General features: G+C 39.8%; 20 protein-coding genes. 10 read left to right on the top strand and 10 right to left on the bottom strand.

Translation table 11 applies throughout. The features are described 5' to 3' along the window. Window positions 1-20: 20 nt before the first annotated feature. The 8 genes from speB to QSE00_RS20105 all read left to right on the top strand — a co-directional run bounded on the left by speB (window position 21) and on the right by QSE00_RS20105 (window position 6,194). Window positions 21-965 (top strand): agmatinase, encoded by a 945-nt coding sequence (gene speB, locus QSE00_RS20140; protein WP_286107249.1) that lies wholly within the window; start codon window positions 21-23, stop codon window positions 963-965. After that, the gene (locus QSE00_RS20135; protein WP_072859840.1) at window positions 952-1,929 is read left to right on the top strand and encodes a deoxyhypusine synthase family protein; all 978 of its coding nucleotides are present in this window, start codon (window positions 952-954) and stop codon (window positions 1,927-1,929) included. Before speB ends, QSE00_RS20135 begins: the two co-directional genes overlap by 14 nt. A 3-nt stretch (window positions 1,930-1,932) precedes the next feature. Further along, on the top strand, window positions 1,933-2,247 hold the full coding sequence (locus tag QSE00_RS20130; protein WP_110354965.1) for a hypothetical protein: 315 nt from the start codon (window positions 1,933-1,935) through the stop codon (window positions 2,245-2,247). A 3-nt stretch (window positions 2,248-2,250) separates the two neighbouring features. After that, window positions 2,251-3,033, top strand: a complete 783-nt coding sequence (locus QSE00_RS20125) for an RMD1 family protein (protein ID WP_258364766.1) — start codon at window positions 2,251-2,253, stop codon at window positions 3,031-3,033. 179 nt (window positions 3,034-3,212) lie between these two features. Then, window positions 3,213-3,629 (top strand): VOC family protein, encoded by a 417-nt coding sequence (locus tag QSE00_RS20120; RefSeq protein ID WP_110354967.1) that lies wholly within the window; start codon window positions 3,213-3,215, stop codon window positions 3,627-3,629. A 120-nt stretch (window positions 3,630-3,749) separates the two neighbouring features. Then, the gene (gene rimK / locus QSE00_RS20115; protein ID WP_110354968.1) at window positions 3,750-5,126 is read left to right on the top strand and encodes a 30S ribosomal protein S6--L-glutamate ligase; all 1,377 of its coding nucleotides are present in this window, start codon (window positions 3,750-3,752) and stop codon (window positions 5,124-5,126) included. An 80-nt stretch (window positions 5,127-5,206) separates the two neighbouring features. Next, window positions 5,207-5,701 (top strand): hypothetical protein, encoded by a 495-nt coding sequence (locus QSE00_RS20110; protein ID WP_286107248.1) that lies wholly within the window; start codon window positions 5,207-5,209, stop codon window positions 5,699-5,701. A 28-nt stretch (window positions 5,702-5,729) separates the two neighbouring features. After that, window positions 5,730-6,194: a nuclear transport factor 2 family protein gene (locus QSE00_RS20105; protein ID WP_286107247.1), complete on the top strand. Its 465-nt coding sequence runs from the start codon at window positions 5,730-5,732 to the stop codon at window positions 6,192-6,194. 77 nt (window positions 6,195-6,271) lie between these two features. Here QSE00_RS20105 and QSE00_RS20100 read toward each other — a convergent pair whose 3' ends face one another. From QSE00_RS20100 to QSE00_RS20085, 4 genes are all read right to left on the bottom strand, one after another. Next, complete coding sequence (locus QSE00_RS20100) at window positions 6,272-6,982, bottom strand: tetratricopeptide repeat protein (RefSeq protein WP_110354971.1); 711 nt, start codon at window positions 6,980-6,982, stop codon at window positions 6,272-6,274. A 136-nt stretch (window positions 6,983-7,118) separates the two neighbouring features. Next, complete coding sequence (locus QSE00_RS20095) at window positions 7,119-7,493, bottom strand: hypothetical protein (RefSeq protein WP_110354972.1); 375 nt, start codon at window positions 7,491-7,493, stop codon at window positions 7,119-7,121. A gap of 122 nt (window positions 7,494-7,615) precedes the next feature. Next, complete coding sequence (locus QSE00_RS20090; RefSeq protein ID WP_110354973.1) at window positions 7,616-8,425, bottom strand: NAD-dependent epimerase/dehydratase family protein; 810 nt, start codon at window positions 8,423-8,425, stop codon at window positions 7,616-7,618. Then, complete coding sequence (locus QSE00_RS20085) at window positions 8,422-10,704, bottom strand: M28 family peptidase (RefSeq protein ID WP_286107246.1); 2,283 nt, start codon at window positions 10,702-10,704, stop codon at window positions 8,422-8,424. Before QSE00_RS20085 ends, QSE00_RS20090 begins: the two co-directional genes overlap by 4 nt. A 213-nt stretch (window positions 10,705-10,917) precedes the next feature. Here QSE00_RS20085 and QSE00_RS20080 point away from each other — a divergent pair, with 213 nt between their 5' ends. After that, the gene (locus QSE00_RS20080; RefSeq protein ID WP_110354975.1) at window positions 10,918-11,382 is read left to right on the top strand and encodes a CBS domain-containing protein; all 465 of its coding nucleotides are present in this window, start codon (window positions 10,918-10,920) and stop codon (window positions 11,380-11,382) included. 111 nt (window positions 11,383-11,493) lie between these two features. Here the strand turns inward: QSE00_RS20080 and QSE00_RS20075 are convergent, their stop codons facing one another. The 6 genes from QSE00_RS20075 to QSE00_RS20050 all read right to left on the bottom strand — a co-directional run bounded on the left by QSE00_RS20075 (window position 11,494) and on the right by QSE00_RS20050 (window position 14,471). After that, window positions 11,494-11,844: a hypothetical protein gene (locus QSE00_RS20075; protein WP_110354976.1), complete on the bottom strand. Its 351-nt coding sequence runs from the start codon at window positions 11,842-11,844 to the stop codon at window positions 11,494-11,496. Between the two features lie 7 nt (window positions 11,845-11,851). Further along, on the bottom strand, window positions 11,852-12,460 hold the full coding sequence (locus QSE00_RS20070; protein WP_286107245.1) for an LbetaH domain-containing protein: 609 nt from the start codon (window positions 12,458-12,460) through the stop codon (window positions 11,852-11,854). Then, window positions 12,457-12,843 carry an SMU1112c/YaeR family gloxylase I-like metalloprotein gene (gene gloA2 / locus QSE00_RS20065; RefSeq protein WP_110354978.1) on the bottom strand — a complete coding sequence of 129 codons (387 nt, stop codon included), beginning with the start codon at window positions 12,841-12,843 and terminating at the stop codon, window positions 12,457-12,459. The genes QSE00_RS20070 and gloA2 overlap by 4 nt, the downstream gene beginning before the upstream one ends. Continuing rightward, a complete protein-coding gene (locus QSE00_RS20060) occupies window positions 12,840-13,328 on the bottom strand; it encodes a DUF6265 family protein (RefSeq protein WP_286107244.1) in 489 nt (162 codons plus the stop codon). The genes gloA2 and QSE00_RS20060 overlap by 4 nt, the downstream gene beginning before the upstream one ends. A gap of 70 nt (window positions 13,329-13,398) precedes the next feature. After that, window positions 13,399-13,971, bottom strand: a complete 573-nt coding sequence (locus QSE00_RS20055) for a pentapeptide repeat-containing protein (protein WP_286107243.1) — start codon at window positions 13,969-13,971, stop codon at window positions 13,399-13,401. A gap of 125 nt (window positions 13,972-14,096) precedes the next feature. Then, window positions 14,097-14,471: a DUF1304 domain-containing protein gene (locus QSE00_RS20050; protein WP_110354981.1), complete on the bottom strand. Its 375-nt coding sequence runs from the start codon at window positions 14,469-14,471 to the stop codon at window positions 14,097-14,099. 267 nt (window positions 14,472-14,738) lie between these two features. On the opposite strand from QSE00_RS20050, the gene QSE00_RS20045 reads away from it, so the two are divergent. Next, the gene (locus QSE00_RS20045; protein WP_110354982.1) at window positions 14,739-15,071 is read left to right on the top strand and encodes a single-stranded DNA-binding protein; all 333 of its coding nucleotides are present in this window, start codon (window positions 14,739-14,741) and stop codon (window positions 15,069-15,071) included. Window positions 15,072-16,122 lie beyond the last annotated feature (1,051 nt).

Here is a 16,122-nt window from a genome sequence, read left to right as displayed (position 1 = left end):
AATCAATAAACTTTAAACAAATGAACACAACTAACAATTACGCTGGCATACCAGACGAGTTTGCGCAATTGGAAAAGGCAAAGGTAGTTTTAATTCCTGTGCCTTATGATGGAACCAGTACCTGGGGAAAAGGGGCGAACAAAGGGCCAAAGGCTTTTTTGGAAGCGTCGGAAAATATGGAATTGTATGATATAGAAACCGATACGGAAGTCTATCAGCAAGGGATATATTTGGCGAATTCCATAGATGAGGACAGTTCTCCGGAGGCTATGGTCAATGAGGTACACAGGGTTACCAAGGAGTATATAAAACGCAATAAGTTCGTTACCCTTTTCGGAGGCGAACATTCTATCTCCATAGGTACCATTAGGGCTTTTAATGAGTGTTTTGATAACCTTACCGTGTTGCATATAGATGCACATGCAGATTTAAGGAAATCATACGATGGCAGTAAATTCAATCACGCCTGTGCTGTTCATGAGGCAAGTCAGACCACCAACCTTGTTCAAGTTGGGATACGTAGTATGGATGCCATTGAAAAAACCTTTATGGATGAGGAAAAAACTTTTTTTGCCCATGATATGGTTAACGATGAATATTGGACAGATAAGGTAATAGATCTAATGACGGACAATGTCTTTATAACTTTTGACCTGGACGCATTGGACCCATCCATTATGCCGTCTACCGGCACTCCGGAGCCAGGGGGGCTGTTTTACTATGAGACCTTGGAGTTTCTAAAGCAGGTGTTTGAGGATAAAAATGTGGTAGGATTTGATATTGTTGAACTTTGTCCCAATAATACGGATAAATCTTCCGATTTCCTTGCGGCCAAATTATATTATAAAATGCTGAGCTATAAGTTTGTGAGCGAGGCAGTAGGGGATGAATACGACAATACGTATGACGTTGATTCCAAAGTGGGAGGCAATAACATTTTAAAATTCGACGATGACGAAGACTAAAGGGGAAATTTCCAATTTTATTGAAAAGTATTATTTACATTTTAATGCGGCCGCTTTGGTGGATGCTGCAAAGGGATATGAAGACCAGCTAAAGCAGGGGTCCAAAATGTTGGTTTCCCTGGCGGGAGCCATGAGTACAGCAGAATTGGGAAAAATATTTGCCGAGGTAATCCGGCAGGATAAGGTGCATATCGTTTCCTGTACAGGTGCCAATTTGGAAGAGGATATCATGAATTTGGTGGCCCATTCGCATTATAAGCGTGTGCCCAATTACCGAGATCTAACCCCTCAGGACGAGTGGGATCTATTGGAGAAGGGCTTAAACAGGGTAACGGATACCTGTATCCCGGAGCATGAGGCATTCCGAAGACTGCAAAAGCATATTTTTGAAATTTGGAAAAAAGCAGAGGACGCCGGAGAAAGATATTTGCCACATGAGTTTATGTACAAATTGTTGCTTTCCGGGGTTTTGGAAGAATATTACGAGATAGATCTCAAGGACTCGTGGATGTATGCCGCTGCTGAAAAGAATCTGCCCATAGTTTGCCCAGGTTGGGAGGACAGTACCATGGGGAATATCTTTGCCTCTTACGTGGTAAAAGGGGAGTTAAAGGCCAGTACTATGAAGTCTGGGATTGAATATATGACCTTTCTGGCAGATTGGTATACCGCCAATTCTGAAAAAGGGATCGGATTTTTTCAGATTGGTGGTGGCATTGCGGGAGATTTCCCAATCTGCGTGGTGCCTATGTTGTACCAAGACCTTGAAAGGACCGATACACCGTTTTGGAGTTATTTCTGCCAAATAAGTGACTCTACCACAAGTTATGGTTCCTACTCGGGTGCTGTGCCAAATGAGAAAATTACCTGGGGAAAATTGGATATAAACACCCCTAAGTTTATTATTGAAAGTGATGCAACCATTGTTGCGCCCTTAATTTTTGCATACCTATTAGACATGTAGTATATGGACAATTTAAAAAGAGTTATTGTAGACTTTAAAAAACTTACTCCTGAAGTTTTGAAACTTTTGGTTGAGAAGTATCCAGATGGGTACGACGATCTTAATATCATCTCCTTCAAGAATGCACAAGGGGAGCGTATTGAGGCCGTTGAGGTAACCACCGAGGATACCAAATACCTGGTTAAGATTAGCGCCAAGTTGGAAAAAACAATGGCCAATTACGATGAGGACGATTATGAGGATTTTGATGATGACGATCCAGAGGCCATTCCAGATGTGGATTTGGAAGGAGTAGAGGGAGAGGATGACGATGATTAACCAATGATGTTTGAGGTTGTTGCCGTTCATATAGCATCTTCGATCAATATTAGGCAATGCAAATCCCAATTGCCATTGGAAATATTGTTTTCGGACAGTGATGAACTCTATTTGAAAAATGGCGAAAAAAAATTCGTTTATATCTTTCAATACGGTCTAATATCCTTTTTTAATCATTCCGAGGATGAAAAATCGAAGATTCTAGACGCTCTATCCACCATTACCAAAGAGAAAAATACTCCCCAATTTACAGAAACAATGCAAGTAGAAATAATCGAAGGCCACCAAAAGGTGGCTTTCGATAAAGTAATCTTGCCCAGTTTTGATGCCGAGTTTATTAGATTGGTAATGTTGAATACTTCCCAATCGGTGGCCTTGGACCAATATTCTGAAATTACACAGCAGTTATTGGAGGAAACCAATGAACATACCCAATATTTGGAAAAGAAGGGAAGGCTCAATATTTCGGGCATCAAGCTCAGGCGGTTTATAGGGAAGGTATTGAATATTAAAAATCAGATATCTGAAAACCTGTATATTTTTGATGAGCCGGACAGTACTTGGGAAAATGAGCAGCTGAACAGATTAAACCTGGAACTAAAGCAAACTTTTGACCTAAAGATCAGGTACAGGAATATACACGAACAATTGGGGATCATTAAGGAAAACCTAGAGCTTTTTAAAGATATCTGGGACCATAGGGAAAGCAGTAGGTTGGAGTGGGTCATTATTATTCTGATCCTGGTAGAAGTTTTGGATCTTTTTGTATTTAGATTGTTGAGGTAAATTGTAATTGATCTTTTTACTACCTTAGTTAAAGCATCAAGATTAAAATGGGCGCATTATACTTGGCCTAAATAATTCTTGAAACCTCACGATGATAATTGGGAGGGGATATGTAAGGCTAATTGCACCCGATAAAGGTGTCGGGAAACCCTCATTTAATAAGAATTAAATATAAGCAGATGAAAAATGCACCCTTCCACATGTCATTGCCTTGTCTAAGTATAAGCAAAACAGAGGATTTCTATGTAGACGTTATCGGTGCCGAATTGGGAAGACACTCTTCCCGATGGCTGGATATCAATTTGTTTGGAAATCAGATTACCTTCACTAAAGCCGGTAATTTTAATTTTACATTTAAGACTTATAAGTTTGAAGATACAGTATTGCCTTCTTTTCACTTTGGAGTAATAGTGGATGAAAGCACTTGGGATAATTTGTATGCCAAATTAACAAAGTCGCATTACGATCTTACGACCGAAGTAGTTTTTTTAAAGGACAAGGTAGGCGAGCACAAGTCTTTTTTTATTCAGGATCCCAATGGTCATATGATAGAATTTAAATGTTTTAAAAAGCAGAAAGAAGTATTTTTATCCTGATTTTTAGGATTTTAGCCAAAATATACTGCTGTTTAATAATTTAATAATCATTTATTTTTGATTCCCGGGGGTCAAGGGTTTTATTTTGCAATTAATTAAAAAGAAAATATAGAAATAGAAATGAAGTATAAGGACCTGGATATTATTGGTAGCGAGGAATGGTGTGTATTTGAGGATTTGGAGATTCCCGCTATAAAGGCTAGGGTAGATTCCGGGGCAAAAACCTCCTCCATACAGGCAAATAATATAAAAGTGTTTACCAAAGGGGCCCATGAATGGGTAAAGTTCGAGGTTAATCCCCTTCAGGACAATAGGGGTATCAATATAGACTGCAAGGCACGTTTGGTAGACCGTAGAACAGTAAAGAGTTCTTCGGGGATATCGGAGGAACGGTATGTTATAAGGACCCCTGTACGTGTTGGCAGTCTTGTATTTGAGATAGAACTCACCTTGGCCAATAGGGATACTATGGAATATCGTATGCTTTTGGGAAGGGAGGCGCTCAATGAACGTTTTGTGGTAAACCCAGCCGTAAGTTTCACTATGGGGGAGTTTACAGCAGCAGAAATAAGCCAAAAATATGCTTCCCATTTTAAAGAAAAAACAGGGCTTAAAATTGCATTGTTGGCCAGTAACCCATTATTGTATAGCAACAAGAGAATAATGGAAGCCGGTGAGGCTTTGGGCCACGATATGGTGTTTTTAAATGTGGAGCATGCCTATATGAAATTGGATGCCAATTCCCCAGAGATAAGATATAGGGGTGGGAACATATTAAATGAGTTCGATGCCATTATACCTAGGATAAAACCGGCGGTTACCTTTTACGGCTGTGCTTTGATAAGGCAATTTGACAATCTTGGGGTGTACTGCTTAAATTCGGCGGAAGCCATAACCCAATCCAGGGACAAATTGTTCGCATCCCAATTATTTTCCAAAAACGACATACATATCCCCATTACCGGATTTGCCAAATCTCCCATGGATACCAAAGATCTTATCAGGATGGTCAATGGGGCACCTTTGATTATAAAATTATTGGAAAGCACCCAAGGCAAAGGAGTGGTACTGGCAGAAACAAACAAGGCGGCAGAAAGTGTTATTAATGCCTTTAAAAGTGTGCAGACCAATATTTTGGTACAAGAGTTCATAAAAGAGGCAAACGGCCAGGATATACGCTGTTTTGTGGTAAATGGAAAAGTTGTGGCCTCAATACAGCGGCAAGCTGAAAAGGGTGAGTTCCGTGCAAATCTGCACCAAGGCGGGAAGGCATCCATTATAAGAATTACTTCCGAAGAAAGGAAGTTGGCCGTAAAGGCGGCCAAAGTTTTAAACCTAGCCGTTGCCGGAGTGGATATTATCCGTTCCAATAAAGGACCTTTACTACTTGAAGTTAATTCATCGCCAGGTTTGGAGGGTATTGAAAATGCTACTGGAAAGGATATTGCCAATATTATGATCCGGGCAATAGAGAGTAAGATTAAATTTAATGGTTAGTAGCTGATTTTTGAATTAAAACCTAGTTAAATATAAATGCTGCAGAAGCTGGCCTTTATTAAAATTTGTACCTTCGCCCTATGGGAAGAATATTGCTTTACGTCATTGTTTTTATTTTGTTGGGCTCTTGTAAACAGCAGGTAGCCATAGAGGCCACGGAAGATAAGGCAGATGTCTTTTTCAGTGTGGATTCGCTCCCCAAGCCCAAAGAAATTAATGCAGAGGCCATGGCACTTATAAAAGAGTGGCAGGAGTTCAATGTCTTGGAAACCACTTTTGAATCGTTGTATCGCGTGGCGAATAGGGAGGATTTGGAATTGGTCATTGAAGATTTGATCGAGAAGCAAAAAACACTGGAAGCATCTACCTATCCCGTAATATTTGACAAGCCACAGATTAAAAGCAGACAAAAGGTATTTAAGACCTATATTCTTAAAACAAAGGGGAATTTGGAGTATAGGGTTGGAACCAAAGCTTCTACCATAGAAATGATAGACGCCTATAATGCATTTAGGAACCAGTTCAATGTTATCGTTAATAGCCAGTTGGACACTATTTTGATTTTAAGTGAGTAGGACCCTGTTGTTTATATCGATGATCCTTATGACCTTTCAGATGAGGTCCCAAATGCAAGGGGATAAAATGGAAATAGGGAACATTTTGGATACCTGGCACAGAGCGGCGGGAAGTGCCGATTTTGATGCCTACTTTAATTTAATGACTTCCGATGCTGTGTTTATTGGAACCGATGCTTCCGAAAATTGGCAAATCGAAGAATTTAAGGCCTATGCAAAGCCCCATTTTGATAGGGGTAAGGCTTGGAACTTTAAAGCTGTGGAGAGACAAGTGTATATTGATACGGAAGGGAACTATGCATGGTTCGACGAATTATTGGATACCCAAATGAAACTATGTAGGGGTTCCGGGGTACTTAGGAAAGAGTCCGGGGAGTGGAAAATAGCCCACTATGTTCTGTCTCTTGTGATTCCCAATGAAAATGTTTCCGAGATAATCCTGATGAAACAGGAAAAGGATGATAGTATTATCAAAGATTTGACAAGGCAATAAACTGAAAAGCATAAAAAAACCACTACTGAACAGTGGTTTTTTTATGCTCCATTGCAATCGGTACGGAAATTGCTGGACTATTCCTTAGTTTCGGTTTCCTTATTCTCCAGTTTGTCTTTCCTAGACTGTAAAGCTTGTCTACTTAGACTGGCCAAATTAAAATTGGGGTCTATTTTTAAAGCTTCATCAATGGTAGCCAAAGCACCATCTATATTGCTCTGATCCTTATTGAATTCTACCAGGGCCTTCAGGTGGATAAATGCGGCCTTTAAAGAAACTTCGTATGGTTGTTGCCTTTCATAAAAGGCATATTTCATATCGTCTTTTGCATTGGCAATCCCAAACTCAATATTGGCAGCTGCACCTTCATTGTCACCGGTCTGAATTTTTAGATCTGCCAATTCGTATGCCAAATACGGATTTGGTTCCCTTTTATTAAGAATTTCAAACTGTTCCAAAGCCCTTTTTGGTTGGTTCAAGGCCTTTAAAGAAATGGCTTTTACCTGTACGGCCAAATCCGAGTCCGATTCGTTTTTTTCAATTCCAATCGTGTTTAACGCTTGTAAATGCTGATTGTCCGTGGTATAAATGTACGCCAAGGTGTCCTTGCGCTCTTTACTGGGTGCAAGTATGTTTAAGTGGGTAATGGCGCTAATAACTCCATTGATATCCCCCTGTTGTCTCATTTGGTCATAATAGGCCTCATAATGCTTGAGCAACTCACTTTTTGTCTGTGAATTTGCCGTAAATCCTACCATTACTAGGAGGATCAGTACTATTTTCTTCATTGTTCTAATTTTTGGTGTGCCAAAACTAGTAAATTATTTCTAACCATTTGTTAAGGAATGTCTTAAACCTTGGATAGCTAACAAAAAAGGATGCCATTCGGCATCCTTTTTTATAATATGGTTGGGTTGGTCCTTCTTAAACAACGGTGAGCGTAACATTCCTGTTTTCGTAAGCCCGAATAAGTCTTGCATAAAATGCAATACTCACATTGTCCTTGTCCAAACTGGAACTTAAAAATTCCTTTAAATTCTTAAAAAGAAAATTTGCCCTAAGAATAGGTAGGGTAGAATTCACTTTTTTTGGGTCATAACAGCTGTCGTCCATAACAATATCCATAATGACTCTTTTTCGGTGGTAATCTATGGATACATCTGCAGCATTGTAATATTTTTTTAATATGGCAACATGCAGATTTTGAAATTTTTGGGACATTTTGCTTTTGGAGCAGCTTTTGGAAATTAAGTTTTCAATTTCGGTAAGCACTCTTGTTTTTAGACCTGAATTTTCCATGATAATTGTATTTATTCGTTTACTTAAAGGTACGGACTAATCGGTAAACGGTTAATAATCAAGGATGTAATTTAACCTAAAGCAGGTAACTTTGTTGTGAAAGTTCAAAATTGTGTGGTGTATTAACCTACAATTGAAGTGTTAAAAGGGTAGGTTTTAACATTTAAATACTTACTTTCAATGCTTTTGTTTCCTATTTTTTCTGAATCTTGGGTGTAACTTGGGGGTAAAAGTCCTCTTTTTATAGCTTCTGAAGTATAATAAGTCTCCTTTGTTGGATGGTGGGGGTACACCCCATTTACAACTTTATTTTTCCATTTCCCATTTATGGCCATCTTGATAATTCCAATACAGTCATTAAGATGGATTAGATTCACAGGGTCGTTGCCATTGTTAAGATTGGTTTTTCCTGCAAGATATGTTACTGGGTGCCTTGAAGGGCCAATTAGGCCCCCAAACCTTATAATGGTAGTATGAAGGAGCACGTCGTTCAAAAAAATATTTTCTGCGGCCAGAAGTTGCCTGCCCGATTCTGTTTTTGGTCGGGTAGGTGAGTCTTCTGTGACCTGTCCGGCCACATCACCATACACAGAGGTGCTGCTTATGAAAATTATCCGGTCTAAGGTGGTGTTTTTTATTTTGTGGTATAAATGGTGCATTTTTTTAATATAGCTCTCCATGGGGCCCGAGCGCAATTTTGGGGGAACGTTTATGATCAGCAGTTCCAATTCTGCTAGAAAGCTATTGATATCCCCTATAATCCCATTCTCTGATAGATCAATTATAAAAGGGGTGATAGTGGCTTTCTGCAAATCCTTGATTTTGGAATCAGAGGTGGTAGTGCCATATACCGTATGTTGCCCCTCTATTAAGGATTTGGCTAGTGGCAAACCTAACCACCCACACCCTAATATGCCGATCTTTATACTCAAAATCTTATCTTTTTGCTAATAAGAATGGCATCGTTTAAAACAAATGGCATGGGGATATTGTCTTCCGGCCTGGGAGGAACAGTAAACAATGGATTGTTCAATAGATCGTTGGAAGCTTCGTAAAGGCTAAGTTCCAGATCGCTCTCCTTGGGGATCGTGATCTGTAATTCGGTATAATCGTTATTGCTGATATAGTGGGTAACCAACTTATTGTTTTTCCTGTTCTTTAGATAGTAGTCGGATAGTTCAATTTTATTTATGTGAGCCTCGATAATGTCTACATCATTCGTAAATATTTCCAAACGGTTTGTATTTCGCTGGGGCGTAATACAAATTTCCAATTTTCTATGGTCCCCAATAATGGTATCTAAGGTAGTTTCTATTTTAGGAGGGGCAATATTTTTTACTGGGGCTTCGGATATGTAACTAAACCCTGTTCCATATTTGCTGCTTAGGGCATCGTAGCTGGCGTTGTTGGGCTGTGTTTTGTTTACATCTATGTACTGTGCTGTCCAACTGGATAGGACATGGTCATAGGTAGCCCATTGCGCAGTGTTTTTATCCGCATCGAGAATATAGACCAGGCTGGTGGGTTTTGCATTTTCCTTATTAAAACCAGAAGAGAAGTGGGCGGACAAAAGAAAACCGAAACACAGTACGAGCAATAAATAGGCCAGGCGTTTTTTGTTTTTAAAGGGACCAAAAACGGGAAGTAATAAGAAAAAGGTCAATGAGGTTAAAAGGGTAGCGGTAATCATCATTTTAAGGCCAAGACCTACTGGAAACATTTTAATTAGAGGGGAATAGATCCATATGGCGGGTAATGTTAAAAATAACAATACGTACGGACTGGGCGATTTTTGGTGTGTTAGTATGAGTAAGGAGGCCAGCAAAGCAAATACGGGTATTATAAAAAAGCTGGCACCTTTTAAATGGATGGCGACCAAGGTACAAAGAATAAGCCACAGAAATAATGGGGCAATCAGTAGGTTCTGTGTCTTGGCCTTTCCAATTTTATGATAGGCCCAAAAACCGACTGCCACGGAAAATAGTACAAAAGCCGCTATGTAGGCATAACCGTTATAAGTAAAACCATGAAGTATATCCTGATATTGCGGGTAGATATTCTTAAGTGCGGTCCAGCCGAAATGGCCTACGACCCCGTTAATGGCCAAAATTAGGAAGAGGGGAACAAATCCCCTTCCAATTTCCTTGATTTCCAAGGAACTATTTCTTAGCCCGACGAACAATAGTGTTAAAAAGCCCACTATGGCAAGTGCAAGCATAGGGAAAATCCAATCGAAAGGATAGGAGACCAACCTAAAGAATGGAATATTGAAATAGATGGAATCGTTTGGGCTTTTTAGATCGGTAAGGTCAGAGTTGCCAAAATGCTTTAACAAGGGCATCAGATAACTTCCTTGGTGGGCAAGGGTATTGCGGTCTAAACGCTCATAATTATCGCGTGCGGTATGGTAGTCATAATGGTCGTCAATAAAGGCGAAATTGAGGCCTTCTATGTCCATATCTTCCCGGAAGACGGTAAGGTCGGTATCATTCGGGAGCATTTTGTAAACACTATAGACCAAGGAATTGGCCGCAGGATATTTCGGGTTTGCCTTTATAAATTCATCAATGACCCTCGCATTGCCTCTATTGGTTTCCAGTAGCATATAGGACGGCCCTCCGCTGCCCCGGGCCTCAAAATTTAAAACCAATCCTATTTCCCCTACCCATGGATGATTGTTTACAAATAGATCTGCCCCGTTAAGTCCTAGTTCCTCAGCATCGGAAATTAGGATAATGATATCGTTTTTGGGAGGGCTGTTTTGCTTTAGAAAAGCTCGCACGCCTTCCAGTATGGTAGCCACCCCACTAGCGGCATCGCTGGCGCCCAAAGATGAATGGGGATTACTGTCGTAATGTGAAAGTAAAAGAAGGGCCTTTCCCTTTTCACTGCCCTTTATCCGGGCCAATATATTGGTAGCACTGCTAAAATTGCCCCAGTCCCCTGCGGTATATCCTTGTTGGGTTGTGGTTTCCAATCCCAGCTTGGTCAGTTCCGAAATAATATAATCCCTAACCTCTGAATGCGCCGGGAAACCCACGGCATGTGGCTTTTCGGACATGTTTTTCACATGTACCAGTGCTCTATCCGTTGAAAATGAAATATTCTCAAGATTGGCATCCGGAGTGTAGCTTGGCATAGAGGCTTCAAAGCTCCAATAAATGGCAAGCAAAAGTAGTAGAAGGGTTATGGGAGAAGAATATCGCTTCATAATATGTCGTAAAAACTTAAAAGTAAGAAATTATCCCTGTATTACATGATGGACTGTGCTATAACCAATGAATTATGATTTTAAAAAGGTTGTGATATTGAATTATATGCAACAATTTTAAGGGATATTTATCAATACAACTGATTAAATATTAAATAGTTGTGTAATTCTTTAAAAAAGACTATCTTACAAATTAACCTAAAAATAAACGATATGGGAATAAAAAGTTTTCAGGGAGTTCGCAGGGTCGTAAAAAAGGAATTTGATGCTCCCATTTTAGTAGAGGACTATATGACAAAAAAGCTGGTCACCTTTAGTCCTGATCAATCTATTTTAACGGTTATGGAACATTTGGCCAAATACCATATCTCTGGGGGTCCTGTATTGGATAACAACGGATTTTTGGTGGGTATCATCTCGGAAGCGGATTGTATGAAACAGATTTCGGAAAGCCGCTATTTTAACCAGCCTATATTGGACAAGAGTGTAGAGCGATTTATGACAAAGGAGGTAGAGACCATACCTCACGATATGTCCATTTTTGATGCTGCCGGTATTTTCGACAAGCATAAAAGAAGAAGATTGCCAGTTATGAAAAACGGCATATTGGTGGGGCAGATAAGTCGCAAGGATATTGTAATAGCAGCCCTTAAATTAAGCGGACATAACTGGAAATAGGAAGCTGTTTCGTTTCCTGTGGATGCTTATGGCTTTCATAAGATTGAATGCAATGTATTTTTATGCCCTTGTTCTATATTGAAAAATAGTTCAGGGGCATTTACTTTTGGGCTATTCCCTCTTCACTATCATATAATAATCATTATCCAACGGAAGATATCCCAGATCGTATACGAAAAAATAGGTAGTTCCCTTTTTGGTCGTATATAAATTGGTGATATACTCAAAATCGAAACCCTTGTCCATTAATCTTGTCTTGGTTGTTTTGGTTTTGCCGTCGGTTAGGCGATAGCTATCCAGGATTCTGTAGTTCTTGCGCAGGCGGTTATTGATGTTCCTGACCAGGTTTTTACTGTCTTTGTTCAGCTTATTATTATAGGCATTCCTACAATAGTCCGAGCAGAATTTCTTGTCTATCCTGCCCAAAATTTTAACCCCACATTCCAAGCATTTTTTTTCCATTGCTGTTTCAGTTGTCTTGTTCTATAAGTTCCAATCGTTTTACCACGTAACCCATGGGCAATAAGGTACCTGGTGAAAGTACGGCATTAGCTCCTATTTTAGAATGGTCGCCGATCAAGGCGCCGAATTTTAAGGTTCCAATATTGGTTCTCACACCGTTTACTTGAGCCCATATGGTCTTGTCCGATCTTTCGTTATAGTGGTTGGCAACCAGGGCTCCCGCCTCAAAATTTACATGCCCACCTATAATGCTATTTCCTATAAAATTAAAGTGGGCCATGGCGGAATTGTTGCCAATTATACTGGATTTGACCTCGACACCTGGGCCTATCCGTACTTCTTGGTCCAAAAAAACCCCATCGCGGAGATAGGCGTGGCTCGCAATAAAACAGTTTTCGGAAATGATGAGGGGCTCTTTTAACACTGCCCCATTTTCTATAATTGCGGTTTTATGGATGGCAATATTGCCCGTAACGGTATAATTGTCAGAATCCAGTTGGACGATCTTCTTGGATATTATGGATGATAGGGACTGGGTAATCTCCCATGGTGACATTCCTTTCTGCTTGGGAAAAAGGGTGTAAAAATGTGCTATGTATGTATCTATAGCAGTCATTTTTGGTATAGTTCAATAGGTAAATTGTCCGGGTCAAAGATGAAGGTGAACTTTTTTTGGGTATACTCGTCAACGCGTATAGGTTCTGCCTTAATGCCCTTTTCTGATAATTCCAATAGCTGGGAAGCCAATTCGTCTACCTCAAAGGCCAGGTGCCTTAGACCGGTTGCTTCAGGCATGGTAGATCTGGGCGGAGGTTTGGGAAAGGAGAATAGTTCAATGATATAATTTCCGTTCAATGCCAAATCCAGTTTGTAGGAGTCCCGTTCTTCCCTATAGGTCTCGTGTAAAGGTTCCAGGCCTAAATCTTCCACATAGAACTTTTTGGATTTTTTATAGTTTGAACATATGATGGCAATATGGTGTACTTTATTTAGGGTCATTTTTTATAGTTAAAGGCAACCTCCTCTTTGGAGCCATTTTTCTGTTCAAGTACAACATAGATATTGATTTCGGAGTCATTGATTTTTTCGAAGGTAAAATCATCAAAATAGACCTTATTGCCTTCTATTTTTACCAATTTAAAGTCTACCGTCTTGTCCTTTTCCTCCCAACCTGTCAAGTTGCCATTAAAGTGCTTCAGTCTAAGGATAAGGGATTCCTCTTCCTGCCTAATGTGCCCAACCTCATACAAGGCCACTTTGTCATCCACGACCAACTTAAACACGAACATCATGGAGTCGCCCAGCGGGGGACTCCAAATTTCTTCGGTTATTCCGCCAAAGGCTTCTCCTTTCCAATGGCCTGCTATCCATGAAACATCGGATAAGGTGGCATTGGGGGAGGGATTGCCGTCCGTATAGGAAATGGTGTTCTGACCAAAAGATGGCAAATACGCGGTAAGCAAGAGTATTAAGGTCCACTTCATGTGTAAATTGGTTTAGGAACCAATAAGATACAAATTATCCGTTTACAAACGATTAGTTTTTTACGCTGGTTTAGGTTATTTGAATGTTGTATTTCTTTAATAAGCCCAAAACACCTTCCTTGGAGAATTTGGCTTTGGCAATTTTGTTCTTTTCGGGATCCATGGTAAAGTTGAAGGCTGTACGGAAATCGGCTTTTTCCAAGTTGCAATTTTCGAAGAGGGCACTTTCAAGATTACAACAGTCGAATATTGTTTCGGTTAAGTCGGTTTCCGCAAAATCCACCGAAATCATTTTACAATTGTCAAAGATGGTATTCTTTAGTTTTAATTTATAAAAAGAAGATAGGTTTAGGGTACATTCAAAGAAGTTGAAGGAGAGTAGAAAATCATTGCAATGATCAAAGTGGATTCCTAAAAGTTTACACCCTTTAAAATCCGTTTCCTTAAAGGTGGTATTTTTTAGGTTTACATTGCTTAAATCACAATCGGTAAAAACGCATTCCATAAATGCGATGTTGGATATGTCCGCTTTGGAAAAGGTACAGGAGTCAAAAATGCAGTTCTCATATTCTCCTTTGGATAGTCTATGGGAGGTAAAATCGATTCCCTTAAAGGTCTGGTCCGTAATAAATGGGGTATTCATCTTATTTTTCTAATTTTTGGCAATTTAATATCCACCATTGGAAGGATAGGCCAAGGAGAGGATTATTATTGGCACAGGAACAGCCTGCTACTTCCTTTGAAATAGGTTCCTCCTTGGATTTCTTATTAAATGGAAACTACAAACAACTGTAATAATAGCGCTATGATGGCCGGGAGGGCTTGGACAACAAATATCTTTTTGCTTGCAGACCAGGCACCGTATACACCTGCAATGGCTACACAGCTTAGAAAGAAAATGGCAACGTTGGTACTCCAAACCGGGTCTTTGATGAAAAATGTCCATATGAGCCCGGCGGCCAGAAATCCGTTGTACAGTCCTTGGTTGGCAGCCAGACCCTTTGTGGGTTTAAACATGTTTTCAGGGAGTGCTTTTCTAAAGGTTTTTTTGCCCAAGGTTTCCCAGGCAAACATTTCCATATATAAAATATAAAGGTGCTCCAAGGCTATGATGCCTATAAGAATGTTTAATACGATCTCCATATTTCAATTTTTGTAAGGATTATTTATTCCTAAATATAAGGGATTCCATTGATTAATTGTTGTTATAGGGCATTGTATTGATCGGAGGTTTAGGAACCATTGGAGAGGGAACTATATATAAGTTCAAACGACTACAAACGATTACAAACGAAATTAAATACTTGTTAACCGAATAACGCTTAGAGGGGTTACTAAGTTTGTTCCATCAAAAATCATTAATTGTTTAACCATTCCCGGAGTGGATTCGGGATTTAAAAATTATGTATTATGAACGCACTTAGAAACAAAGTACAGTTGATCGGAAACTTGGGTAACGATCCAGAAATTATTAACCTGGACGGCGGTGGAAAATTGGCTAAATTCGCCATTGCTACCAATGAAACGTACAAAAATGCCAAGGGAGAAAAAGTAACGGATACCCAATGGCACAATATTGTGGCCTGGGGAAAGACAGCGGCAATTGTGGAAAATTATCTCAATAAGGGCAAGGAAGTTGCCGTTGAAGGAAAATTGACCACTCGGTCCTATGAGACCAAAGAAGGGGAAAAAAGGTATATCACCGAAATTCGATGTAATGAACTCCTGATGTTGGGGAAATAGACAGCTGTGCCTACCAGAAAGTCTGTTCCGGATATATAAGAAGCAAGCTGATGGCTTTTTTCAAAGGGCTGTTGGGTTGCTTCTTTTGCTTTTTTGGGAAGGTATTTCCTTGCAATTACTTTTTTCGCGCTTAATTAGTATAAAGTTGCTAATTAACAATGGTCATTTCGATCGACCGGAGGAAAGAGAAATCACAGAAGTAACTGGAATTAAATATTACAGTGGATGTAATATCAAATCCCTCCGTAACTGCCTGATAGGCTTATCCAATGGAAGGAGTCCTTGTTATCGTCATTGCTTGTCTATTTTGGTTTTAGTCTATGTCGTCATCGGTACCTTAAGAGACAAATTCCATAAGCTCCCCAATAATTAATCAATTTTATAAGGATATAGCTTTCTGTTCTTGCTAAAAGCTTAGGAAACTGGAATTTTAAAAGTTACTTGTGCGACTTCTCGTCGTCCTGGAAAAGGACTCTGTCGAAGTGACAAAAAGTCCTCCCCCTAACCCCCTCCAAAGGAGGGGGGGAAATTCCAGATCAAATGTATATTTGCCATATTCTAACAAATTCCCTCCCCTTGGGGGAGGGTTAGGGAGGGTTCCAAGGGAAGGAGTCCTTGTTATCGTCATTGCTTGTCTATTTTGGTTTTAGTCTATGTCGTCATCGGTACCTTAAGAGACAAATTCCATAAGCTCCCCAATAATTAATCAATTTTATAAGGATATAACTTTCTGTTCTTGCTAAAAGCTAAGGAAACTGGAATTTTAAAAGTTCCTTGTGCTACTTCTCGTCGTCCTGGAAAAGGGCTCAGGTCGAAGTGACAAAAAGTCCTCCCCCTAACCCCCTCCAAAGGAGGGGGGGAAATTCCAGCTCAAATGTATATTTGCCATATTCTAACAAATTCCCTCCCCTTGGGGGAGGGTTAGGGAGGGGTCCAAGGGAAGGAGTCCTTGTTATCGTCATTGCTTGTCTATTTTGGTTTTAGTCTATGTCGTCATCGGTACCTTAAGAGACAAATTCCATAAGCTCCCCAATAATTAATCAATTTTATA

Source organism: Arenibacter flavimaris, from assembly GCF_030291335.1.
Lineage (GTDB): Bacteria > Bacteroidota > Bacteroidia > Flavobacteriales > Flavobacteriaceae > Arenibacter.
The sequence above is the reverse complement of the archived record's forward strand: the minus strand, read 5'-3'. Positions and strand labels throughout refer to the sequence as shown.